The organism is Brevundimonas sp. LF-1 (assembly GCF_037055305.1).
Classification (GTDB): domain Bacteria; phylum Pseudomonadota; class Alphaproteobacteria; order Caulobacterales; family Caulobacteraceae; genus Brevundimonas; species Brevundimonas sanguinis.
Genome location: NZ_CP146349.1, coordinates 1,758,483 through 1,778,358 on the forward strand (window position 1 = coordinate 1,758,483; position 19,876 = coordinate 1,778,358).

Below are 19,876 nucleotides of genomic sequence, written 5' to 3' on the forward strand. Positions count from 1 at the left end.
GAGGCGGACCGCTGGCGCCGCTGGCTGCGGGAGTACCGCCTCAACGGCCACTGGCCGTCCGATGACGCCGGGCCCAGGCCGGGCCATCCCGCCTGCCGCGTGCCGTCCGCCCTGCTGGCCGAGTTCGGGCACGCCCCGCCGGCCGCCAACGATCCCACTGACCTGTTTGCCCGAGGAGATGCGGCGTGAGCGCTTTGATAGCTCGATCAACTGTCGTCGACATGGAAGCCCATCGGGACCACGCTCTGGAGCTCTACGCCCAGGCCTTCGACACACTGCAAGAAGCGGCCGGAGCGCATGGGCGCGCCACCATGAAGGGCTGGGCTCTGGCGACTTCCCTCTCCACCGGGCGGTATCACGGCGACCGCAGCTTCGCGAAGAGCGGGGACCGAGAAGAGTTTCTCGAGGAGTGCCGTCGACAGATCGACCGCGCGATGTGGGACCACCTCATCATGTCGACCGGTATCGAGCAGCTGATGGACAAGCAGGAACGGGAAGCTTTTCGTCTTCAGCTAGCCGAGAACCCGCCCGAGGCCACGTCCGACAACATCTTGGCGACCTTCGAGAGGCTGGCGGGGGATGCGCAGATCATCTTCCAGCGGGGGCTGGCCCAGGCTTTCAGCCGCCTCGACCGTCGCTTCCGCTCGCACGACGGGTTCAAGATCGGGTCGCGGATCGTCTTCAACAACGCCTTTTCCGACGGTCACTGGAACCACTACTCCAAGAAGGACGAAGACCTCCGCGACGTGGAGCGCGTCTTCACGGTCCTCGATGGCAAGAAGCAGCCCGAGCGGTCAGCCGGGATCATCGGAACCATCGACGCGGCTCGCCCGCGCGGCTGGGGCGCTCAGGCTTTCGAGGCCGATGGCGAGTATTTCAAGATACGCGTGTTCAAGAACGGCAATGTACATTGCTGGTTCAAGCGAGACGACCTAGTCGAGAAGGTCAACCTGGTCCTCGCCGACTTCTACGGCGCCGCTATCGGCGCAGCGCCAGACGTAGCCGATCGTAAGCACGAGGTCGCGCAGACTCCTGCCCGCAACTTCGGCTTCTTCGAGACGCCAATGGCCGCCGGTGCGCGGGCGCTGGAGGCTCTACGGCTGAAGCCCGGCATGTCAGTTCTGGAGCCGAGCGCCGGCAAGGGCGCGCTTGCAAACTTGGCCCGCGCGGCTGGAGGCAATGTGACCTGCGTTGAGATCCAGCCAGACAATGCAGGCCATCTGCGCGCGCTCGGTTATGCCCGGGTGATCCAGCGCGACTTCCTCCAAACTGACCCTGCAACCCTGGGGACGTTCGACCGCATCCTGATGAACCCGCCCTTTGATCGCGGGCGGGACGTGGATCACGTCACCCACGCCATGCGCTTCCTGAAGCCCGGTGGGCGTCTCGTTTCCATCATGGCGGCCGGGGTCGAATATAGGGCCGATCGGAAAACCTCTGACTTTCGGGCCACCGTTGAACGGTTTGGCGGTGAGATGCGCGACCTCCCGTTCGGCTCCTTCGCGGAGAGCGGAACCAACGTGAACACCGTGATCGTGACCCTGCAAACGCCACCCCACGCCGCCAACGACAACCCCCGCTCGGAGATCGCAGCATGAGCAAGGCCGACCGCGCCAAGAAGCGCCAGCAACGGAAGCGCTACGCCAAGCCCTCCATGCCGAGGGCCATCGGGGCAAACGACAACATCGAGGCGGCGAACGACAACACGGCGCCGGTGTCGATCCGGGGCGTCCGACTGACCGACAGCCAGGCTCTGCGGTTCATGGCGGCCGAGGCCAAGGTCGCGTCCCCTGACCTGGACCAGCAGCGGGACGGCCAGCGCATGTTCCGCGCCCTGGACGCCGAGATCGACGCCCGCATCCTCGAGCGGGACGCCAAGGCGAACCTGGAGGAGCTGCGGAGTCTTGAAGCCCTGCGCGGTTTGGACATCGGCGTCTCGGATCATGAGAAGGCGAGGGGAGCGCCGCGAGCGTCACGTGACGGGCTGGAGACCCTGCTGACGGCCGGATCGATCACGCGCACCCAGCACGCCGCCGGGCTGCGCTATCGGGCGGACTACGAGATGCTGGACCCGGAGAAGGGCCTGACCCCTCCGACGCTCGACCCGGCCCTGCGCAACATCGTCCGCGGCGGCGAAGGCTTCGCGCAGAAGCGCCGGGAGCGGGAGGAGTTCGTGCGCGACCTTGAGGCGATGATCCAGGAGGAAGATCGCACCTTCCGTGGAGCACTGGGCCCCTCGGACGTGGAGCGCGTCGGGCGGGCTGTCTGGGCGCTGCGTGAGGTGGCCGGGAAAGGGGCGAACCTGCGCACTTTATCGACCAGCGGATCAGTGATCGCGCGGACGACCGAAGCGTTGTGCGTCTCGCTGGACTGCGCGGCCATCGCTTATGGGCTTGAGTGAACTAGTCAGGCTCTCGAGGTTGATCGAGGCTGGGGAGCTCCGAAATCCACACGGGCAGCAGATCAGTTACTCGCTTGTCAGCGACCAGCTGGAGCCCGAGAGAGGCCGCGAGCGCGGACGCTCCCGCATGGGTCGCCTCCTTCCCGCGGAGGTCTCTCCCGAACGAGGTGACGAACCGATCATGGTCAATCCGGGCGTATAGGCCATGGACGCCGCCATAGTTGGGATGGGCAATCTCGCTTAGCGAGTTATAGGCGTGGCGAATGCCCGGCACCTCTCGATCAATGCGGTCTATGAGGCCGAGGACGTTAAGCGCTTGAGGAAACTCCTCGTCTCCCTTCCACCCCATCAGCATGCTCGTCAGCGTATCGTCTAACTGATTACGTGTGAGGTTCGCGCGTTCACCGAGTAAGGCGGATAGTCGCCAATGCAGTCCAGCGTTCTCCATCGACGCTCTCGTTAGCAATACTGCTGCGGCCCGGTCGTTGGATCTGTAGGCCGCGATGGCCAGCCGGCCAATTTCCTCGCTCCGCCACAGCAGTCCGCCGCGGATGACAAGCGCTTTGTAAGGCCCCTTGGACCATGTCCCGATTACCGAAACTGAGATCTCCGTGGGGCCGCCTAGCGATTTCGGCGACATGCTCATCAGCCCGAAGAAGCGCTTCGGCATACTTTGAGAGTTCATCGTTCATCTAAGGACGAGCTACCACGGTTGACAGCGGAACGGTAATCGCAGACACAACCCATGGTGCAGCAATGCGCCGAGAGGCCCCAGACCCTGTGTCCGGGGCCTTTTTCGTGGCCGGGACATTGCCGCCTCATTTGCCAGGGATCCACCTGATAGGGTGCCCCGGCACATGAAGGGCCAAGCGCCATGAAAGAATCCAAAGGCAAACCGAAGAAGGTCACGCCCAAGACAAACGCTGCAAATCCGAGCGTGAAGAACCTGGTCGATAAGGCCGCTGCCGGATCTAAGCAGTCCAAGTGATCACCGAGGCCCACCGGAAACGGCGGGCCTTTTTCGTATCCGCCTCCCCTAAGGGCGAGAGGGCGGCAGGCCTAGGGTTGGGAGTTCCCGGCCGGGCCTGCCGTCTGCCCTAGATTGCCCGCGCTGGATTTCGCTAGGCTATCGGGATGAAGGCAGCACAGATCGGCGCGGCGGGCGCCCTCCTCGTCCAGTACCGTTTGCTGAAGGCCGGCATCGACTCCGCAGCGATGACGACCGACGACGGTATCGACCTCGTGGCGTACTCGCCGAGGCTCCATCAGGCCCTGACCATACAGGTTAAGACCAACCTCCGACCAAAGCCTGGGGGCGGGAAGGGGGCACTCGCGCTGGACTGGTGGCTCCGGTTCGACAGTCCGGCGCAGTTGGTAGCCCTCGGAGACCTGTCATCCGACTCGATTTGGCTCTTCACGCACGACGAGTTCATGGAGCTGGCTCAGCAGAAGTCCGGTGGCCGAGCGCATCTGTATTTCTACACGACGGCCACGCTAAGAGCGCCTGAGCGATCGAGGTCAGCCTTCTTCGACCGGTACCGCATCGAACGCCGCATAGATGAACTGTTCGGCCCAACCGACCCGACCGCGGACATCCTGGAGCCCTTGCTCTCGGATTAGCGGCATTTCTTGCGACGGAGAAATCCATGGTCCCCATGAAAACCCTCGTCGGCTTCTCCTTGGCTGACGGCTCGGCCGCCGCCGGAGCCACCTTCAACGCCAAGGATGCCAAGGCCGCAGACCGCCTGGAAGCGTCGGGCGTCGCGGAGCGAGTCAAGGGCAGCGAGAAGGTGAAAGCCCGATCTAAGTCGCTTCTGGATCCCCATTCCTGAAGCGCCACTTCATCAAAAGCACACCCGACGCCATCACCAAGGCGCAGGCGTTGGCCACAGTGACGGGCCAGGCGCTGGTCATGACGCCATAAATCACCCAAAGCACGAAGCAGGTCACGGTCAGCGAGTAGGTCTTCAGGCTCACGGCCGAAGCGTCTCGCTCTTTCCAGATTTTAAGGCCCTGTGGGGCGAAGCTGGTGATCGAGCACACGGCAGCGGCTGACCCTACGATGTTCGCAACAAGATCGCTCATGTCGTCGCAACGTGGCGCCTAAGTAGCTGTTCCCAAGGCAAGGATAGCGCCGATGGCCCGTCCCTCCCTCTTCAATGAGAGCGTGGCTGAAGAAATCTGCCGCCGCCTCTCCATGGGCGAGCCGCTGGCGCGCATCTGCGCCGACGACGAGATGCCCGCCTACTCGACCGTGAGGAAGTGGGAGGCCGAGAACCCCGAGTTTTCGGCGCTTTCCACGCGCGCCAAGGTCGACGGCACCCACTACATGGCCGATGAGTGCCTGGAGATCGCTGACGGCAAGGGCGACCCGGCCGACAAGCGCATCCGCATCGACACGCGGCTTCGCCTGATCGGGAAATGGAACCGCCACGTCTACGGCGACAAGCTGGCCCACGTCGGCGGCGACAAGACCGACGCCCCGATCCGCCAATCACACAGCTTCGACCTGACAAGCGCGAGCGACGAGGAGCTGGATGTCATCGAGCGCTTCATTCGTCGATCTGCCAACGCTGGAGGAGATCAGGGCGGAGAGGGCGCGTCGGAAGGCTGAGGCCGACCGGAAGCGCCTGATCGAACATCAGGGCGAGATCCGCGCCCGCTGCGACAGCCTGCATGGCTTCATAGAGGAGCATTGGTCGATCCTGGAGCCCAAGCGTCCGTTCAAGTCGGGCTGGGCGCTCCGGGCGATGTGCAAGCATCTGGAGGCGGTGACGGCAGGGCGCATCCAGTTCCTGTTGATGACCGTGCCGCCGGGCATGATGAAGTCCCTGCTGCTGGTCTTCTGGACCGCATGGGAGTGGGGCCCGAAGGCGCGGCCGGACCTGCAGACGCTGGCTACCTCCTACAGCCAGGCCAACGTCCTGCGGGATAACCTCAAGCTCCGGCGCTTGGTCGAGAGCGACAAGTATCAGGCGCTCTGGCCGATCCAGCTTCGGGCCGACCAGAACGCCAAGGGCAAGTTCGAGAACACTGAGAACGGGTTCAGCGAGGCGCGGCCGTTCAGTTCGATGACCGGCGGCCGGGGCGACCGGGTAAAGGTCGACGACCCTCATTCGACCGAGACCGCCGAGTCGGACACCGAGCGGGCCAATGCGGTGCGCATCTTCCGCGAAGGCATCTCCGACCGTCTGAACGACGTCACCACGTCGGCCATCGTCATCATCATGCAGCGGCTCCACGCCAAGGACGTGGCGGCTGTGGCCCTGGAACTGGATATCGGCTTCGTCCACCTGAACCTGCCGATGGAGTTCGAGGCCGAGCGGATCGGCGAAGACGGGAAGGTGACGGGCGGCGCCTGTCGGACCTACGTCGATGGCGAACTGTTCTTCGAGGACCCGCGGACAGACGAGGGCGAGCTTCTCTTCCCCGAGCGCTTCCCCGCCGCCGAGGTCGCCAAGCTTAAGAAGGCGAAGGGTTCCTACGCCTGGGCCGGTCAGTATCAGCAGCGCCCGTCTCCTCGGGAGGGCGGCATTTTCCGGCGGGAGTGGTTCAAGCCGGTCTCGGTCATGCCGGCCGGGCCCAAGCGCACCGTCCGCGCCTGGGACGTGGGTGCCACTGAAGGCGGAGGCGACCCCAGCGCCGGCGTCCGCTGTACGCAGGTCGGATATGGCGAAGAGGCCACCTACTACTTCACCGACGCCAAGGTCGGGCAGTGGAGCCCGGCGCAGTTTGAGGCCCAGCTGAAGCTGACGGCGGCGGCCGACACGACAGAGGTCACGGTCCGCCTCCCCAAGATCCCGGCGCGGCCGGCAAGGGCTACGTCCAGACGCTGGTGAAGAAGCTGCCCGGCTACACCGTCCGGTACGAACAGCCCACGGGCTCCAAGCTCACCCGAGCCACAGCCCTGGCCACCCAGGCCGAGGCCGGAAACGTCTTCATCCTCACGACGGGGACCCCATGCGCGACGCCTGGATTGAGCCGTTCCTCGATGAACTCTGCACCTTCCCGTCAGCGGCTCACGACGACCAGGTCGACGCCGCAGCCGACGCCTTTAACGAGCTGGCGCTCGGCTCTCGTCCCGCCCGCAAGGTGAAGGTCAGCTTCTGATGGCGGTGAACGCACGCGATCCGGCTTGGGCGGTCCATGCAGACGCCCGGAAGAAGGTCCACGACCTGCTGAGCGGCCGTGAGGATGCGCTGGGCTATATCCGAGCGTTGCCGGGGCACGACGAGGCCACGGCGCAGCGGTTCCGCGAAGGGGCCTACTATCTGCCGGTGACGGCGCGGACGGCTGAGGCTTTCAGCGGGCTGGTCTTCGGCAAGACCCCGACGCGCTCGAACCTGACTGCGTTGGACACCTATCTCGGCGACGTGACCGGCTCCGGCCAGGACATCGACCGCTTCGCCGAGCAGGGCTTTGACGGCATCCTGTCGACCGGCGCTGTGATGGTGCTGGTCGACTATCCTGACGCTCCGGCAGGGGCGACCAAAGCTGACGCCGAGGCCGAGGGTGTTAGGCCGACACTGAAGCTCTACGACGCCACGGCGATCCTTGCGGCCCGCGTGCAGAAGGTCGGAGCGGCGCTGAAGCTCTCGCACATCCGTGTCGCGGAGATCGTCGAGGAGAAGGACGCGGCGGACGAGTTCAAGCTGAAGCAGGTCGCCCAGGTCCGCGTGCTGGATCTGGATGACGCCGGCTTCTACCGCCAGCGCATCTTCCGCCAGTTGGACAGCCAGTGGGTGCAGTTCGGCGATACCGTCGAGCCCAAGCGCCAGAACGCCCGCCTGAACGTCATACCGGCCTTCTTCTCGAACCCGCGGGACGGCGAACCCAATCCGGCCCGCCCGCCGCTGGACGACATTGCCGACATCAGCGTCGCGCACCTGAACAACTCGGCAGCGCTGGAATGGGCGCTGCTGTGGACGGCCAACCCGACCCCCGTATTCAAGGGCCTGAACATCGGAGAGGGCGAGACGGTCCGCCTGGGCTCCTCCGAGGGGATTGCAGTATCCGCCGAGGGCGACGCCAAGTTCATGGAGTTCACCGGCTCGGGCTTGTCGGAGCTGCGCCTGGCGCTGGAGGCAAAGCGGAAAGACGCGGCCCTCATGGGCGCCCGGATGCTGCTGGAAACCGGACGAGCGGCCATCGCGGCTGAGACGGCGCGGATCGAGCGGGCAGGGGAAACGTCCGTCGTTTCCGGCATCGCCAATGCGCTGTCGGACTGCCTGACGAAGGCGCTGACCTTCATGGCGGATTGGGCTGGTGTGTCGAGCGAGGGCATCCAGTACTGGCTCAACACCGATCTGAACCCGGCCGGCCTATCGGCGCAGGAACTGACCGCTCTCCTTGCCGCCTGGCAGTCGGGCGCCATCACGCTGGAAGACCTGTTCGAGAACCTGCAGAGGGCCGAGATCGTGGACCCGGCTAAGAGCTTCGAGGATCACCGCGAAGAACTGGACGCCGAAGGCGAAGGGCTCGGCACCGTGAAGGACGACGCGGCATGACGAAGGCCCTGGCCCGCGATGCTGCTGTCATCTGGTGTGATCGGGGCTGGCAGCCGGTCTATTTCGGCTTCTGCCCTTCACGGAAGGCCTGGAGCCGCGAGATGCGGAAGATGGGCTGCAAGGAGCCGTATCCAGCCAACGACGGCTGCGCCACGACCTTCACTCAGAAGGACGGCAAGGTCTGCATCATCGTGACGCTCGGCAAGGCCCAGCACGCTGAAGGCCGGACCCGCGTCGAGGTCGCCGGCCTGCTTTGCCACGAGGCGACGCACATCTGGCAGGAGGTGCGCAAGGTCATGGGCGAGAAGGACCCGTCTATCGAGTTCGAGGCCTACTCCATGCAGGCCATCTTCCAGGGGCTCTATCAGGCATGGCTGGACACCGCGGCACCCGACGAAATGCTGGCTCGGGGCGCTAAGCGGGAAGCCGCCTGATGGCCTCCCCAGCCGAGCGCCTTATCGACGAGGCTGTAAAGCACCGGATCGCCCTGTCCCGCTATTCGACGGCGACTGTCCGCAAGGTCCTCGCGCTGCTGAACCGCACCGACGCACGGCTGGTCGAGCGCATCCTTCGGGCCGACAACGAAGGCCGCGATCCGGTTCAGTTGGAGCGGCTGCTGGAAGAGGTCAGAGCGCTCCAGTCTGACGGATGGACCGTGCTGCGCGGTCGGCTCAATGAGGATGTGGCGGCCTTGGCGGACGCCGAGCGGCTGTTCACGGAGCGAATGGTCCACTTTGGGCAGCGGTCGGTCGGCCTTGCCACGGTCACGAACGCACCGACAACGGCCCAGGTCGTGGCGGCCGTGAACGCCAGACCCTTCCAAGGCCGCTATCTCCGGGGATGGCTGGACGAAGCAGAAGCGGGCGCCGCCAAGCGCGTCAGGGAGACGCTGAGGCAGGGGTTTGTCGAAGGCAGGTCAGTCACGGCGTTGGTCCGCGAGATCAGAGGGACGAGGGCGCTCCAATACAAGGACGGGGTGCTTGAGATCAGCCGGCGCGGAGCCGAAGCCATGGTCCGCACGGCGCTGACGCACACCGCCGCCGTCGCATCGAAGGAGACCTACTCGGCGCTCGGCGTTGATCAGGTCCGCTTCATCGCCACGCTAGATGCGCGGACGACCATCACCTGCGGCGCGCTGCACAACTCGGTCCACCCGCTCGAGAGCTTTCCCTGGCCGCCTCGGCACGTGAACTGCCGATCGACGACGGCGCCGGTCATCAAGGGCCTGCCAACCATTGAGGCGCCATCCTATTCGGAATGGTTGATGCGCCAGCCCGTTGAGGGTCAGAACGAGGTGCTGGGCGTCCGTAAGGCTCAGCTGTTCCGCTCGAGGAAGCTGACGCTGGACCGGTTCGTCGACAGCAAGGGCAGGGTGCTCACGCTGGAGGAACTGAAGAAGCGTGACGCCGCGGCGTTCGAGGGCCTATAGTTTGGGGGTGAGCACGCCCTTTAAGGTCATCGACGGGACGCCGGAGCCGGAGGGTCCGCTGAAGCGCATGAAGTCGTCGGTTCCTGTCACGCCGATTGTCCGCTGCCCTCGCTGCACTGGCCTCGCGATGATCGAGGTGAAGCTCGGCATGGTCTGGAAGAGCGGAAAGCCGACCGGCGGTCAGAAGCAGATCGTCTGTGCGACCTGTCTGGCGCGCGGCGAGCATGTCATCGTCACGTAGGTTCGTGGCACCATGCAGAACGGCATCAGGCTCCCATTTCGGGGGCCTTTTTCATGTCCCGAGCAGAGCCGGGGCATCCACCAGGGCGTGAGCTGAGCAGCGCCCCCTCTGTCCGCTGAGCGGGAGGAACTACCCACCATGAACACCACCAAGAACCGCCTTCTGGGCGGCGGCTCCGTGCTGCCTGTCATTGGCCGCATGACGCCGCGCGAGCGCGCCATGGGCCGCTATCTGCGCGGGCCTGACGATCACCCACCTGCTGACCCCGGCGCGGACGAGGAAGGCGAGCCGAAACCCATCGATCCCGCCGCCCATGCAGCGCTGGCCTCGGCCCATGAGCGCCTGAAGAAGGACGCGAAGGCGGACCGCGACGCCCTGAGGGAGATGAAAGAGCGTCTGGACGCCATCGAGGCCGAGAAGGAACAGGCCGAGGCGGACAAGGCCAAGGCCAGCGGCGACGTCGAAGCCGTCCGCACCCAACTGGAGACCAAGCACGGCCGCGAGCTGAAAGCCGCCACCGACCGCGCTGAGAAAGCCGAGCGCCAGGTCGAGAAGCTGGTCATCGACAACGGCCTGTCCGCCGCCTTGGACGAAGCCCGCGTGAAGCCCGAACTGAAGCGCGCCGCCGCCGCCCTTCTGCGCGAAGGCGTCGAGCCTCAAGGACGATGACGGCGAGCCCGTTGCCTACAAGGGCGGCCTCCCGCTGGCCGAAGCCATCAAGCTCTGGGCTGAGGGCGACGAGGGCAAGCCCTTCGTGCTGGCCGGCAACAGCGGCGGCGGCGCCCCCGGCGGCGGCAAGGGCGCCCACTCCGGCCCCAACCCCTGGAAGCAAGGCCCGTCCTTCTCCCTCACCGAACAGGACCGCATCGCCCGGGACAAACCGGACCTGGCGAAGCGCCTGATGGCCGAAGCCGAGGCGGCTTAACCCTCGGCGCTCCCTGAAGCGCGCGCCTCTGACGGCCGCGTCTGATCCCACCGAAAGGAAACGACATGGCCGTCACTCGGCTTTCCGATCTCGTCTTCGGCGAGAACTTCAACACCTACACCGTCGAGCGATCGACGCGCCGCAACGCCTTCGTGGCCGCTGGCGTCATGGTCGTGGACCCGGCCATCGCCGCCTTCATGGCGGGCCAGGGCTTCCTGGTGAACATGCCGCACTTCAAGCGCCTGGCGAACGATGAGCCGAACGCGTCTTCGGACAACCCGGCCGACGTCGCCGTGCCGAAGAAGATCGGCACCGGGAACGAGATCGCCCGGAAGCTGATGCGAAACCAAGGGTGGTCTTCGGCCGACCTGACGGCGGCCTTCATCGCCCGCGACCCGCTGGACGCCATTTCGAGCCAGATCGCGGACTATTGGGCGGGCGTGAACCAGACGACCCTGCTCAAGATCTGCCAGGGCATCCTTGCCGACAACATCGCCAACGACGGCGGCGACATGGTGAAAAACGTCGCCACCGACGCCAGCGGAGACGCGGTCGACGGTGAACTGTTCGGCTCGGACGTGTTGATCGACGCTGCCCAGACGATGGGCGACGCCAAGGGCTCGCTGCGCGCCATCGCGGTTCACTCCGTCATCCACGCCCGCATGCAGAAGATCGGCGCCCTGGTCGAGAACTACGACCCGGAAACCGGCCGCCTCCTGTACGAGTCCTTCCAAGGCAAGCGCGTCATCATCGACGACGACATGCCTGTGGTTCAGGGCACGAACCGGAAGACCTACACCTCAATCCTGTTCGGGGACGCGGCCTTCCGGTCGGGCCTGGGCACGCCGAAGACCCCGAACGCCGTCTCGCGTGAAGAGGCCGAGGGTAACGGTGAAGGCGTGGAAACGCTGTGGAACCGTCGCCACGAAGTCATCCACCCGACTGGCTTCGCTGTCGCCGGCACGCAGATCAGCAGCAACGCCACCCCGAGCTATTCGGCTCTGGCCACGGCGTCGAACTGGAACCGCGTGTTCGACCGCAAGAACATCCCGCTGGCGTTCATCCAGACCAACGGCTGATCGACTTCGCAACCTGAACCTGACGGCCGCCTCGCGCGGCCTTTTTCATGGAAGGAGACGGCCGATGGCCGACACCGACAAGAACGTCCCGATCAGCGCTCCGCTGGACGGTCAGATCGCGCTCACTGCGCACAACAACGGCAACGGCACCTGGGCGGTGAAGCGCGGTCCCGAGGGTCCGATCCTGAAGGATGGTCTCGCGCGCGAAGAAGCCCTCGCCATCGTCGGCGCCCCCACTGGCCCGCATGAGCCGGACACCGCCGAGGAAGAGACCGCCGCGCAGAAGCGTTCGGCTCTGGAGAAGAAGGAGGCCAAGCGCGAGGCCACCGAAATCTTCCAGTCCGATGCCGAAGCCGGGGAGCCGTCGAAGGTAGCGAACAGCGACCTGCAGAAGGCCAACGACGAGAACGCTGACCTGCGCCGCTCCGTCGCCTCCAAGGACGAAGAGATCCGCCAGCTGCGCGAGCAGGTGTCGAAGTTCGATCCTGACGGCGACGGCAAGGTCGGCGGCAGCGCTCCCAAGGCTGTTTCCAAGACGGCCGGCGAAGGCCCGTCGAAGCCTAAGAACGGCGACGCCTGATGCTGATCGTCGAGAATGGCGTGGTGAGATGGCCTTCGGGTCCGCTCGCTACGGTCGATCAGGCTGACGCCTACGCCCAGGCTCGGGGCTGGTCCGATTGGGCCGCCCTGACGCCTGAGCAGAAGAGCGGCGCCATTCTCGACGCATCGACCTACGTGCGGGCCTCCTACCGGCCCCCGGCTAAGGCCAACATTGCGGTCGAGGAGCAGATCAGCGAGGCCGTCGTCGAGGCCGCCCGGCTGTCTCTGACCTCGCCCCTGATCGGCGGCGACAAGGCGGCCCAGGCGGCCCGCAAGTCGGTGGAGGCTGGGTCTGTCGCCGTGGAATATGAAACGTCATCTGCGGAAAGTCGTAGCGCGGCGCGGCTGGCGCTCGTGGCGGGTCTTCTGCGCTATGCGGGCGCCTATCCGATCGGCTCCGGCGTGAACGTGCGGCTGGCCAAGTCATGAGCATCCTCGACGACCTTCCCGACGTGATCGCCGAAGCGCTGGACGACGTGTTCCGCGACGGCGTGCTGAAGGTGCCGGGCGAGCCGACCTCGGACGGGCAGGGCGGCTGGATACCGGGAACCCCGACCTCACACCCCTGCAAGGCGCTGGTCGATGACTACAGCGATATGCGGCGGGCGACGGCGGGCATTCCGGCCCACGACCGAAAGATCATCATCCTGGCGGCCAGTCTGAGCGTGGCTCCGGCCGTCGGGCACACCATCAACGCAGAAGGGCGGGACTGGCAGATCGTCGCCCTGACCCGCGACCCAGCCAAGGCGACCTGGGAGGTTCAGGGGCGCTGATGGCCACCGTCACGATCAACCTCGCCGCACTGGAGCGCATAGCCGAAGAGAAGGCGGTGAAAGGCATCCAGCGCGCGGCTCTGGCCGGCGAGGCGATCACCAAGGCCAACCTGTCGCGCCCCGGCTCCGGCCGCATCTACGGGAAGCATCAGGCTTCCGCTCCGGGCGAGCCGCCGGCCGTCGATACCGGCCGCCTGCGCAACGCGACCCAAGCCGATACGCAGGCCCGCCGGGATGGCGACGACATCGTCGGCCGAGTGGTGGCGAACGTCGATTATGCCCACGCCCTGGAAGTCGGCACCGAGCGCATGGCGCCGCGTCCGTTCCTTGGCCTGCTGGCGACAGACCATGCCGACGACCTGCGGCAGGCTTTCATCGAGGGAGCCAAGGAATGACCGAACTGGCCTACGCGCTCGCAGGCGTCGCTCCGTCGCCCTTCCCGTGGCGCAAGATCAAGGTATTCGACCTCGACACCGGCCAGGAAGTTCTGGATGTCCGCGAATGTAGTGCCACCGAGGGCTGGCTTGTCAGTTTCAAGCGCAACAGCTTGGGCAAATTCTACGTCGACCCCGAAACCCGTCAGGCCGCCATCCAGCGCGTCGAAGGTCGTTTCAAGATCGTGCTGAACGATGAATAGCACCGCCACGATCTTCGCCCGCCTCGCCGCCGTCGCCCCGTCGCTGGCCACCTGGAACAACGCACCGGCCATCTTCAACGAGGCAGCGCCCGACGACTTCCTCGGCCAGGAGCCGAAGCCCTCCAAGCCGTTCCTCATCATCGCCGTGCCGACCTCTGACGTGGCAATGGAAACCTTCAGCGAGACCGGCCGCCTGATCGTGCAGGACGTGCGCGGCTATCAGCGCTGGACCGGATCAGCGGCCCAACTGGACGCCCTGATGCGCCAGGTCCGCGACCTCTTCCATAACCGCCCCGGCGACCTCGTCGTCACCGGCGGCAAGTGCGACGTGGCCCGCGTCACCGGCCCGGTCCAATCCCCGACGACGGACGAGGCCTACACCGGCCGCCGCGTCACGATCCGACTGGATCTCGTCAACACCTGAACCCCGGCCCAGCCGGTCATCCCCAACGCGCCCAGGGCAGGCTGTGCGCGGCCTTTTCCATGCCTGCAACATAGGAGAGCGCCATGGCTGTTTTGGCCCAAGGTTTCATGAAGCTGCTGCGGGGCACTGGCGAGACCCCGACGTATGACACTGTCCGCGGCGTCTTCGGCGTCGACGGCGGCGGGTTCACGCCCAACAAGATCGACGCCACTGACTTCGACACGCCGGCCGGCACGCGCGAGTACATCTCTGGCCCGCGCGAGCCGTCGCCGTACACCTTCTCGATGCACTACGAGCAGGGCGACGTTCAACAGGAAGCGATGTTCGCCGCGATGGCGTCCAACACGCCGGAGCCGTATCGCATCACGTTCGGTTCGGGCGCCCAGGCAAAGCAGATCAGCTTCAACGCCGTTCCGAACCTGACCCTGTCCGCTCCCGTCGACGGTAAGGTCACCTATTCGGGCACGCTGGAGCCGATGGCCGCGCCGGTTCGCGATAATCAGGGCGCCTGATGCAGCCGACCGATGAACGCCTCGGGATCGTCCGCCTGCCCTTGCCGGATGGGCGGGCGGTTCCGCTCCGCTTCACCTGGGCGCGCATCGACGCCATGGGCCGAGCGTGGATTGTCGACTCTTTCGCCAAGATGGTGAAGGGGAGCCGGGCTGTCAGGCAGCTATGGCAGACATGCTGGTTCTGGTCTCCGGCGGAGAAATCCAGCCATCCGACGTCTTGTCGGAGGAACAGCCGGTCGTGGGCTTCGAGGTCGCATTCAAGGCTCTGGAGGAGGCGTGGCTCCTCGCCCGATTTGGCCCCACAAGGAGGCCTGCCGAGGACGGCCCCGAAAACCCTCGGAAGAGCCGCCGGACGTGGTGGAAGCCGTTCAGGTCGCCACGATCCAGGCAGGGCTAGACGAAGCGGAGTTCTGGCGCTCGACGCCTTATCAAGCGGTCACGCGCATTAAGGCGGCCCAGCGCGCCAAACTTGAGGCTTTTCTACTGACAGGCTGGTTCGCCGAGCGGTTCGCGCGGGAAGAGCGACTGTCTGGGCCTCAGGGCTACATTCAGCAGATGCTCGACCCTGCTGATCCTAAGCTTGCCGAGGCAGAAGCGCTCGCCAAGTTCCACCGGATGGCCGAAGACTGGGGCCTGCAGGTCGAGGGGGTTAACCGCCCCAATATGGCGGCTCAACAGCAGCCGATTGCTGGAGCATCAGCCAGAAGCAGAAGGCTGCGCCCGCCAGTCCGATCACCGCCGCCGCGAGGGTGTAAAAGTTCGCCTTGCGGCGGTTCTCGGGCGGGACCGCAAGGCCAACCTGCGTGATCGCAATGGCTTTCATCACGAGGTAGATGCACCCCATGATGATGATGATCTGAAGCATCCCGATCATGATTCCCTCCGCCGGCGCCTGCAGCCTACAAGGCTAACGGCCGCACCGGCAACGGCCTCTAGGAGATGACCATGGCGCGGGAGGTGGCAATGTCTAAGGTGGCTGAGGTCGTAGAAGTACCGGACTCGACTCCGTAACGTCGTTTCGGCAAGGCTTCCTCAACTGAGGGGATAGCCATGCCAAACATCGACGGCGCACTTACTGATGCAGAATTTCAGACGATAGCCCTTAAGCTCCACGAGCTCTGGGGCGGTCGAAGAAAGCCGTGCGCCAGTTGTGGGCACGAAAAATACTACATCCATCCGTCACTACTCGGAAATCGCTCGGACACGCTCTCGCCGCTAGGCGCGCACACTCGTTTGCCAACCGTCGGCGTATATTGTCAGAAGTGCGGTTCCCTGGAGCAATACGTCGCTCGCATCCTCGGCATTGATGTTCTCTCCGTGAACGCGGAGGCTTCCGATGGCTGATGCTTTTGAACGTGGCGACGCCGGCGTTGGCGGGGCTCTGTGCGGCCGGTTTATTCGGAGCGGGAAATGCGCTGCTATGCGGTAACAGAAATGGAGCTTAGGCAACTTGGCCAAGCGGCGATCTTCGTAACGCTGTTCTCTAGTCTTGGAAGTCTTGCTCTGGGTTTGTCTTTAGACGTATTTAAAGATATTTATATCGGCGATGCCGCAGATGCGTCTGCGCTTAGGGTGGCCAACCTTGTTCAGAAAGGTGCCTTCATCGCCGGCGTTGTTTGCTTCTTGGTGGCCGGAGCGTTCGCTCTGCAGCGAAAGTCGGTGACGGATCTTATTAAGCGCGAGTCCAAAACTTGACCCCGTTTTCCTCTCCGTCCCCCTGAACAATTCGAACAAGGCTCGCTCCGGCGGGCCTTTTCTTTGGAGGCTCCATGGCTGAAGGCAATGTCGTCGGCTCGGCCGAGTTCGAGCTGCGGGCGACCCGGTCCAAAATCCAAGGCGACATGGAGGCGGCGCGCCGTGAGGTAGCCGAGGCCGCCAAGCGCACCGAGGCGGAGCTTGAAGGCATCGTCGGTACCGGTACGGCCAAGGGTTCGAAGAAGGCTGCCGAGGCGCTTAAGGAGCCCAAGCAGGCCGGCATCGAAGCGGGCACCGCTATCCGCGACTCCATGAAGAAGGCGGGCGCTGAGATCGCGGAGTCGATCGGTCGCGGCACCCGGAAAGCCAAAGCCGACCTCGAGAGCGTCGCCCAGAAGGCGCGAGAGGTTCAGAAGGTAAAGCTGCCAACACCTTCGGTCCCAACTGAGGCGACTCATCGGTTGGTGACCAACCCGATCAATGGCGCGCAGTCCTGGGTGCCAAAAATGGACGGGGCGGGCGGTCGACCTTCTCAATCCGCACCCACGACGGCAGTGCCGATTACGCCGGGCCTCAAGGAGGCCGCCGGGGATGCTGGAAAGCTGAAAGACGCGCTCGATGGCGTTAAGCCCTCTGCCGAAAGCACGGCCGAGGGCCTCGGGAAGATCGACAAGAGCGCGCTGCTAACCGGTGCAGCCATCGGAGCGCTGATCGGCGGCGCGGTGATGGTCACAAAGACCATGTGGGACATGGGTCGTGCGGCTATGCAGGCGGCCGGGGAGATCGCAGACACGGCGACCCGCATTGGCGTCTCAACTGACGCTCTGCAGGAGTGGCGCTACGTCGCCGTCAAATCGGGCGAAGACGCCAAGGCGGCCGACCAAGCCTTAAGCTCGTTCGCGGAGAAGCTGGCCCTTGCTGGCTCCCAACTGAACAAGCAGGCGGTCAAGGATTTTGGGGCGCTCGGCTTTAGCCCCGAGCAGCTCAAGTCGTTCAAGTCGACTGAGGAGGCCCTCGACGCGGTGATCGACCGCATCAGCAACCTGAAATCGGAGAGCGATCGCGCTGCTATCGCTGATCGCCTCGGTCTCGAACCGCTCGTTGTGGCTGTGCGAAGTGGAGCGGATGAGATTGCGAGCCTGCGGGACGAAGCGCGGCTGCTTGGCGCGGTGATGGATGCTGACGTCGTCAAGCGAGGGGCCGAGGCGCAGCAGCAGTTCGAAACCCTGAGCCGGGTCATCGATGTTCAGCTCAAGACCGCATTCATCGACCTGGCGCCCGCGATAATCAAAGCCATCGAACTGGTGGCAAAGCTGGCCCAGGACCTGAACGCTGCGCTCGATCAGTGGCGGCGGCTGGATGAGCGCACCGGGCGCGGCCTACAGTCCGAGAGGGCCAAGCTGGTAGCCGAGCGCGATGCAATCGCGGGACAGTTCGGTACGCGTCCTCTTAGCGGCCAAGTTGTGGTCGCCCGACGCATCGAGGGCGAGAACTATTCGAATGTCTCGGGCCGAGCGGCTGTCGCTGCTGGGGCGCGCCCATTCGGCGGCAGCGTCCCCCGCCTTCCATCGGCGTCGAACGATAGCTGGGGCCTGTTCGAACGAAGGGGCAAGGCGTCCTACACCGATGCCGGCGAGCAGTTCGACGCTGCGCAGCGCCGGATCGCGGCAATCGATGCTGAGATGGCGAGCCGCGCGGCCACGAACCAGGCGCCGCAGCGCCAGGACCGACCGGGCGGCACTTCCCTTCAACTGCCGCCCGGACGCTCCAGCAACACCGGCCAGCGCGAGACCGAGCGCGAAGCCCGCCGCGCCGAGCGTGTGGAACAGGAGATCTTCCGCGCCCGCCAGCGCGCTCTAGGCATCTTCGACCGCGAGGCCCTGACGGTTCAGGAACGCTTCGACATCGAGCAGGCCCAGGTGAAGCTGGAACGGGAGGCGGAGCAGAAGCAGCTTGAGAGCCGCCTCGCCCGCAAGGACATCACGGCGAAGGAATACGAACAGCTCAAGCTGATCAACGACCAGACGGCGACGCTGGAAGATCGGGTCGCTGCTGACATTCTGGCCCGCGATCTGGCCGACGAGCGACTGGCGCAGGAGCGCATGCTCTCCGACCTCACGGCCGACCTGCTGTCTCTCCAGTCTGGCGCCGCTCGCACGGCCAAGGAGCGCCGGGAGATCGAGCTACGACTGCTGGCTATGGCCCAGCAGCGGGCAAGGAAGACCTGGAGCGCGACCTCGCTCGCACGCCGGGTTTGTCCGACGCTGACAAGCAGGCGCGCCGAGATGCGCTGGGGAACTACCAGACCGCTCAAACGGCCGCCGTTAACCGCCAGAACATGGGGCCGATGGAGGCGTGGCGGGACGCGAACCTGCGCACCGCCGCAGAGGTGCAGGAGGCCTATGAGCGTGTCGCGACGCGCGGCCTGGACGCTCTGAACGACGGCCTCGTCGACGCCATCATGAACACCCGCTCGCTTGGCGACGTTTTCGGCGCGGTGGCGAAGCAAATCCTGGCCGACCTCCTGTCGATCTCGGTCAGGCAGTCAATTGTCGAGCCTCTCGCTGCTGCCCTGTTCGGCGGAGGCGGCGGCGCTGCTCCGGCTGCCTCGGGCGGCTCTGACGGCGGCGGCTGGCTGAAGAAAGCCCTAGGCTGGGGGCGCTCTCTCTTCGGCTTCTCGGAGGGCGGTTACACCGGCGAGGGCGGCAAACATGAGCCCGCTGGCCTGGTCCACAAGGGCGAGTACGTCTTCAGCCAAGAGGCGGTGCAGCGCATCGGCGCCGCTCGTCTCGACGCCATGCACAAGAACCTGAAGGGTTACTCCCTCGGCGGCCTCGTCGGCATGTCGCTGCCGTCGCTTAGCATCCCCGGCTTCTCGGGTGCCGCGGCGACCCAGCGCGTCCAGCACGAGGTCATCGTCAGGCCGGAGCGGGACAGCTTCATCGCCTTGGCTTCCGACGCCGCCGCGCCTGTTGCCGCCCAAGCCGCCATGGGCGCTGTGAAGGTCGTTCAGCATCAGGTCGAGTCCCAGCAGCGCCGCTCACGTCAGAGGCTCGCCTGATGGCCATTGTTCTCCCTCTCAGCCCTGCGCCCAGGGGCATTACGCCCCGCATGCTGTCCAAGCGCCTTGATCAGGAGCCGACTTTCGGCGGCAGCGTCAGCCGGGTTCGTCGTCTCGGCTCCAAGTGGGCCTTCGAGGTCGAGCTTCCGCCGATGATGTACGTGGACGCGATGGCTTGGGTCGCGGCCCTGTCGAGCGCTGAGGCCGACACGGTGCTGCTGAACCTACCGCAGCCCGGCTTCGCGACGGGCAATCCCGGCAATCCGTTGGTCAATGGCGCCGGCCAACTCGGCTCGCTGCTGAACCTGGACGGCTTCTCGCCCTATACCGCCAAGGCCGGCCAGTGGTTCAGCCTGATCATGGGCGGGCGCCGCTACGTCCACCAGGTCGCCGAGGACAAGACGGCCCCATCGGGCGCGATGGCCGGTCTGAAAATCAACCCGATGCTTCGCCGTTCGCCTGCCGACAACACCGTGGCCGAGTTCGCTCAGCCTAAGGTCGAGGGCTTTCTCAGCGGCCGGGAAACCACCTGGACCGTCGATGTGGCCCGCACCGTGGGCCTGAGCTTCACCATCACCGAACGAGAGTAACC

Annotated in this window: 28 protein-coding genes; 25 read left to right on the plus strand and 3 right to left on the minus strand. The window is 65.4% G+C overall.

All coding sequences use genetic code 11. The features are described from left to right. Positions 1–185: 185 nt before the first annotated feature. Complete coding sequence (locus V8F63_RS09685) at positions 186–1,598, plus strand: DUF4942 domain-containing protein (protein ID WP_392353015.1); 1,413 nt, start codon at positions 186–188, stop codon at positions 1,596–1,598. Then, positions 1,595–2,401 carry a hypothetical protein gene (locus V8F63_RS09690; protein WP_392353016.1) on the plus strand — a complete coding sequence of 269 codons (807 nt, stop codon included), beginning with the start codon at positions 1,595–1,597 and terminating at the stop codon, positions 2,399–2,401. The genes V8F63_RS09685 and V8F63_RS09690 overlap by 4 nt, the downstream gene beginning before the upstream one ends. Before the next feature lies 1 nt (position 2,402). Here V8F63_RS09690 and V8F63_RS09695 read toward each other — a convergent pair whose 3' ends face one another. Further along, the gene (locus V8F63_RS09695) at positions 2,403–3,071 is read right to left on the minus strand and encodes a hypothetical protein (RefSeq protein ID WP_392353017.1); all 669 of its coding nucleotides are present in this window, start codon (positions 3,069–3,071) and stop codon (positions 2,403–2,405) included. A 464-nt stretch (positions 3,072–3,535) separates the two neighbouring features. Here V8F63_RS09695 and V8F63_RS09700 point away from each other — a divergent pair, with 464 nt between their 5' ends. Both V8F63_RS09700 and V8F63_RS09705 read left to right on the plus strand, forming a co-directional pair. Next, positions 3,536–4,021: a hypothetical protein gene (locus V8F63_RS09700; RefSeq protein ID WP_392353018.1), complete on the plus strand. Its 486-nt coding sequence runs from the start codon at positions 3,536–3,538 to the stop codon at positions 4,019–4,021. Between the two features lie 35 nt (positions 4,022–4,056). Then, on the plus strand, positions 4,057–4,233 hold the full coding sequence (locus V8F63_RS09705) for a hypothetical protein (protein WP_392353019.1): 177 nt from the start codon (positions 4,057–4,059) through the stop codon (positions 4,231–4,233). Here V8F63_RS09705 and V8F63_RS09710 read toward each other — a convergent pair. Beyond that, a complete protein-coding gene (locus V8F63_RS09710; protein WP_392353020.1) occupies positions 4,205–4,486 on the minus strand; it encodes a PQ-loop domain-containing transporter in 282 nt (93 codons plus the stop codon). The genes V8F63_RS09705 and V8F63_RS09710 overlap by 29 nt on opposite strands. Positions 4,487–4,538: 52 nt before the next feature. Here V8F63_RS09710 and V8F63_RS09715 point away from each other — a divergent pair, with 52 nt between their 5' ends. The 17 genes from V8F63_RS09715 (at position 4,539) to V8F63_RS09795 (ending at position 14,528) form a co-directional block, all read left to right on the plus strand. After that, complete coding sequence (locus V8F63_RS09715; RefSeq protein ID WP_313632761.1) at positions 4,539–5,015, plus strand: hypothetical protein; 477 nt, start codon at positions 4,539–4,541, stop codon at positions 5,013–5,015. Further along, positions 4,939–6,240 (plus strand): hypothetical protein, encoded by a 1,302-nt coding sequence (locus tag V8F63_RS09720; RefSeq protein ID WP_392353021.1) that lies wholly within the window; start codon positions 4,939–4,941, stop codon positions 6,238–6,240. The genes V8F63_RS09715 and V8F63_RS09720 overlap by 77 nt, the downstream gene beginning before the upstream one ends. 121 nt (positions 6,241–6,361) lie before the next feature. After that, positions 6,362–6,511 carry a hypothetical protein gene (locus tag V8F63_RS09725; protein ID WP_392353022.1) on the plus strand — a complete coding sequence of 50 codons (150 nt, stop codon included), beginning with the start codon at positions 6,362–6,364 and terminating at the stop codon, positions 6,509–6,511. Next, positions 6,511–7,908 carry a DUF4055 domain-containing protein gene (locus V8F63_RS09730; protein ID WP_392353023.1) on the plus strand — a complete coding sequence of 466 codons (1,398 nt, stop codon included), beginning with the start codon at positions 6,511–6,513 and terminating at the stop codon, positions 7,906–7,908. The genes V8F63_RS09725 and V8F63_RS09730 overlap by 1 nt, the downstream gene beginning before the upstream one ends. Continuing rightward, positions 7,905–8,342, plus strand: coding sequence for a hypothetical protein (locus V8F63_RS09735; protein ID WP_392353024.1), 438 nt, complete (start codon positions 7,905–7,907; stop codon positions 8,340–8,342). Before V8F63_RS09730 ends, V8F63_RS09735 begins: the two co-directional genes overlap by 4 nt. After that, positions 8,342–9,337 carry a minor capsid protein gene (locus V8F63_RS09740; RefSeq protein ID WP_392353025.1) on the plus strand — a complete coding sequence of 332 codons (996 nt, stop codon included), beginning with the start codon at positions 8,342–8,344 and terminating at the stop codon, positions 9,335–9,337. The genes V8F63_RS09735 and V8F63_RS09740 overlap by 1 nt, the downstream gene beginning before the upstream one ends. A gap of 7 nt (positions 9,338–9,344) precedes the next feature. Then, positions 9,345–9,578, plus strand: coding sequence for a hypothetical protein (locus V8F63_RS09745; RefSeq protein WP_392353026.1), 234 nt, complete (start codon positions 9,345–9,347; stop codon positions 9,576–9,578). A gap of 138 nt (positions 9,579–9,716) precedes the next feature. After that, positions 9,717–10,247 carry a hypothetical protein gene (locus V8F63_RS09750; RefSeq protein WP_392353027.1) on the plus strand — a complete coding sequence of 177 codons (531 nt, stop codon included), beginning with the start codon at positions 9,717–9,719 and terminating at the stop codon, positions 10,245–10,247. Positions 10,248–10,332: 85 nt separating this feature from the next. Next, positions 10,333–10,503, plus strand: a complete 171-nt coding sequence (locus V8F63_RS09755; protein ID WP_392353028.1) for a hypothetical protein — start codon at positions 10,333–10,335, stop codon at positions 10,501–10,503. 65 nt (positions 10,504–10,568) lie between these two features. After that, positions 10,569–11,582, plus strand: coding sequence for a hypothetical protein (locus V8F63_RS09760; RefSeq protein WP_313632751.1), 1,014 nt, complete (start codon positions 10,569–10,571; stop codon positions 11,580–11,582). A gap of 64 nt (positions 11,583–11,646) precedes the next feature. Then, a complete protein-coding gene (locus V8F63_RS09765; protein WP_392353029.1) occupies positions 11,647–12,162 on the plus strand; it encodes a hypothetical protein in 516 nt (171 codons plus the stop codon). After that, a complete protein-coding gene (locus tag V8F63_RS09770) occupies positions 12,162–12,611 on the plus strand; it encodes a hypothetical protein (protein WP_392353030.1) in 450 nt (149 codons plus the stop codon). Before V8F63_RS09765 ends, V8F63_RS09770 begins: the two co-directional genes overlap by 1 nt. Next, a complete protein-coding gene (locus V8F63_RS09775) occupies positions 12,608–12,955 on the plus strand; it encodes a hypothetical protein (RefSeq protein ID WP_392353031.1) in 348 nt (115 codons plus the stop codon). Before V8F63_RS09770 ends, V8F63_RS09775 begins: the two co-directional genes overlap by 4 nt. Next, on the plus strand, positions 12,955–13,350 hold the full coding sequence (locus V8F63_RS09780) for a hypothetical protein (RefSeq protein ID WP_392353032.1): 396 nt from the start codon (positions 12,955–12,957) through the stop codon (positions 13,348–13,350). Before V8F63_RS09775 ends, V8F63_RS09780 begins: the two co-directional genes overlap by 1 nt. Next, positions 13,347–13,592, plus strand: coding sequence for a hypothetical protein (locus V8F63_RS09785; protein ID WP_392353033.1), 246 nt, complete (start codon positions 13,347–13,349; stop codon positions 13,590–13,592). Before V8F63_RS09780 ends, V8F63_RS09785 begins: the two co-directional genes overlap by 4 nt. Beyond that, positions 13,585–14,016 carry a hypothetical protein gene (locus V8F63_RS09790; protein WP_392353034.1) on the plus strand — a complete coding sequence of 144 codons (432 nt, stop codon included), beginning with the start codon at positions 13,585–13,587 and terminating at the stop codon, positions 14,014–14,016. Before V8F63_RS09785 ends, V8F63_RS09790 begins: the two co-directional genes overlap by 8 nt. Before the next feature lie 107 nt (positions 14,017–14,123). Beyond that, a complete protein-coding gene (locus V8F63_RS09795) occupies positions 14,124–14,528 on the plus strand; it encodes a phage tail tube protein (RefSeq protein WP_392353035.1) in 405 nt (134 codons plus the stop codon). A gap of 649 nt (positions 14,529–15,177) precedes the next feature. On the opposite strand, the gene V8F63_RS09800 is transcribed toward V8F63_RS09795, so the two are convergent. Then, positions 15,178–15,402 (minus strand): hypothetical protein, encoded by a 225-nt coding sequence (locus tag V8F63_RS09800; RefSeq protein WP_392353036.1) that lies wholly within the window; start codon positions 15,400–15,402, stop codon positions 15,178–15,180. Between the two features lie 536 nt (positions 15,403–15,938). Here V8F63_RS09800 and V8F63_RS09805 point away from each other — a divergent pair. The 4 genes from V8F63_RS09805 (at position 15,939) to V8F63_RS09820 (ending at position 19,874) form a co-directional block, all read left to right on the plus strand. Next, positions 15,939–16,223: a hypothetical protein gene (locus V8F63_RS09805; RefSeq protein WP_392353037.1), complete on the plus strand. Its 285-nt coding sequence runs from the start codon at positions 15,939–15,941 to the stop codon at positions 16,221–16,223. Positions 16,224–16,297: 74 nt separating this feature from the next. Then, positions 16,298–18,661, plus strand: coding sequence for a hypothetical protein (locus tag V8F63_RS09810; RefSeq protein ID WP_392353038.1), 2,364 nt, complete (start codon positions 16,298–16,300; stop codon positions 18,659–18,661). Continuing rightward, complete coding sequence (locus V8F63_RS09815) at positions 18,571–19,284, plus strand: hypothetical protein (RefSeq protein WP_392353039.1); 714 nt, start codon at positions 18,571–18,573, stop codon at positions 19,282–19,284. Before V8F63_RS09810 ends, V8F63_RS09815 begins: the two co-directional genes overlap by 91 nt. Further along, positions 19,284–19,874 (plus strand): hypothetical protein, encoded by a 591-nt coding sequence (locus V8F63_RS09820; RefSeq protein ID WP_392353040.1) that lies wholly within the window; start codon positions 19,284–19,286, stop codon positions 19,872–19,874. Before V8F63_RS09815 ends, V8F63_RS09820 begins: the two co-directional genes overlap by 1 nt. Positions 19,875–19,876: the final 2 nt, after the last annotated feature.

What these genes read in the sequence shown, in the direction of transcription:
- V8F63_RS09690 (WP_392353016.1), top strand. Translation starts at nt 1,595, where the DNA reads ATGAGCAAGGCCGACCGCGCCAAGAAGCGCCAGCAACGGAAGCGCTAC.
- V8F63_RS09695 (WP_392353017.1), bottom strand. Translation starts at nt 3,071, where the DNA reads ATGCCGAAGCGCTTCTTCGGGCTGATGAGCATGTCGCCGAAATCGCTA.
- V8F63_RS09700 (WP_392353018.1), top strand. Translation starts at nt 3,536, where the DNA reads ATGAAGGCAGCACAGATCGGCGCGGCGGGCGCCCTCCTCGTCCAGTAC.
- V8F63_RS09705 (WP_392353019.1), top strand. Translation starts at nt 4,057, where the DNA reads ATGAAAACCCTCGTCGGCTTCTCCTTGGCTGACGGCTCGGCCGCCGCC.
- V8F63_RS09710 (WP_392353020.1), bottom strand. Translation starts at nt 4,486, where the DNA reads ATGAGCGATCTTGTTGCGAACATCGTAGGGTCAGCCGCTGCCGTGTGC.
- V8F63_RS09715 (WP_313632761.1), top strand. Translation starts at nt 4,539, where the DNA reads ATGGCCCGTCCCTCCCTCTTCAATGAGAGCGTGGCTGAAGAAATCTGC.
- V8F63_RS09720 (WP_392353021.1), top strand. Translation starts at nt 4,939, where the DNA reads ATGTCATCGAGCGCTTCATTCGTCGATCTGCCAACGCTGGAGGAGATC.
- V8F63_RS09725 (WP_392353022.1), top strand. Translation starts at nt 6,362, where the DNA reads ATGCGCGACGCCTGGATTGAGCCGTTCCTCGATGAACTCTGCACCTTC.
- V8F63_RS09730 (WP_392353023.1), top strand. Translation starts at nt 6,511, where the DNA reads ATGGCGGTGAACGCACGCGATCCGGCTTGGGCGGTCCATGCAGACGCC.
- V8F63_RS09735 (WP_392353024.1), top strand. Translation starts at nt 7,905, where the DNA reads ATGACGAAGGCCCTGGCCCGCGATGCTGCTGTCATCTGGTGTGATCGG.
- V8F63_RS09740 (WP_392353025.1), top strand. Translation starts at nt 8,342, where the DNA reads ATGGCCTCCCCAGCCGAGCGCCTTATCGACGAGGCTGTAAAGCACCGG.
- V8F63_RS09750 (WP_392353027.1), top strand. Translation starts at nt 9,717, where the DNA reads ATGAACACCACCAAGAACCGCCTTCTGGGCGGCGGCTCCGTGCTGCCT.
- V8F63_RS09760 (WP_313632751.1), top strand. Translation starts at nt 10,569, where the DNA reads ATGGCCGTCACTCGGCTTTCCGATCTCGTCTTCGGCGAGAACTTCAAC.
- V8F63_RS09765 (WP_392353029.1), top strand. Translation starts at nt 11,647, where the DNA reads ATGGCCGACACCGACAAGAACGTCCCGATCAGCGCTCCGCTGGACGGT.
- V8F63_RS09770 (WP_392353030.1), top strand. Translation starts at nt 12,162, where the DNA reads ATGCTGATCGTCGAGAATGGCGTGGTGAGATGGCCTTCGGGTCCGCTC.
- V8F63_RS09775 (WP_392353031.1), top strand. Translation starts at nt 12,608, where the DNA reads ATGAGCATCCTCGACGACCTTCCCGACGTGATCGCCGAAGCGCTGGAC.
- V8F63_RS09780 (WP_392353032.1), top strand. Translation starts at nt 12,955, where the DNA reads ATGGCCACCGTCACGATCAACCTCGCCGCACTGGAGCGCATAGCCGAA.
- V8F63_RS09785 (WP_392353033.1), top strand. Translation starts at nt 13,347, where the DNA reads ATGACCGAACTGGCCTACGCGCTCGCAGGCGTCGCTCCGTCGCCCTTC.
- V8F63_RS09790 (WP_392353034.1), top strand. Translation starts at nt 13,585, where the DNA reads ATGAATAGCACCGCCACGATCTTCGCCCGCCTCGCCGCCGTCGCCCCG.
- V8F63_RS09795 (WP_392353035.1), top strand. Translation starts at nt 14,124, where the DNA reads ATGAAGCTGCTGCGGGGCACTGGCGAGACCCCGACGTATGACACTGTC.
- V8F63_RS09800 (WP_392353036.1), bottom strand. Translation starts at nt 15,402, where the DNA reads ATGATCGGGATGCTTCAGATCATCATCATCATGGGGTGCATCTACCTC.
- V8F63_RS09805 (WP_392353037.1), top strand. Translation starts at nt 15,939, where the DNA reads ATGCGCTGCTATGCGGTAACAGAAATGGAGCTTAGGCAACTTGGCCAA.
- V8F63_RS09810 (WP_392353038.1), top strand. Translation starts at nt 16,298, where the DNA reads ATGGCTGAAGGCAATGTCGTCGGCTCGGCCGAGTTCGAGCTGCGGGCG.
- V8F63_RS09815 (WP_392353039.1), top strand. Translation starts at nt 18,571, where the DNA reads ATGGAGGCGTGGCGGGACGCGAACCTGCGCACCGCCGCAGAGGTGCAG.
- V8F63_RS09820 (WP_392353040.1), top strand. Translation starts at nt 19,284, where the DNA reads ATGGCCATTGTTCTCCCTCTCAGCCCTGCGCCCAGGGGCATTACGCCC.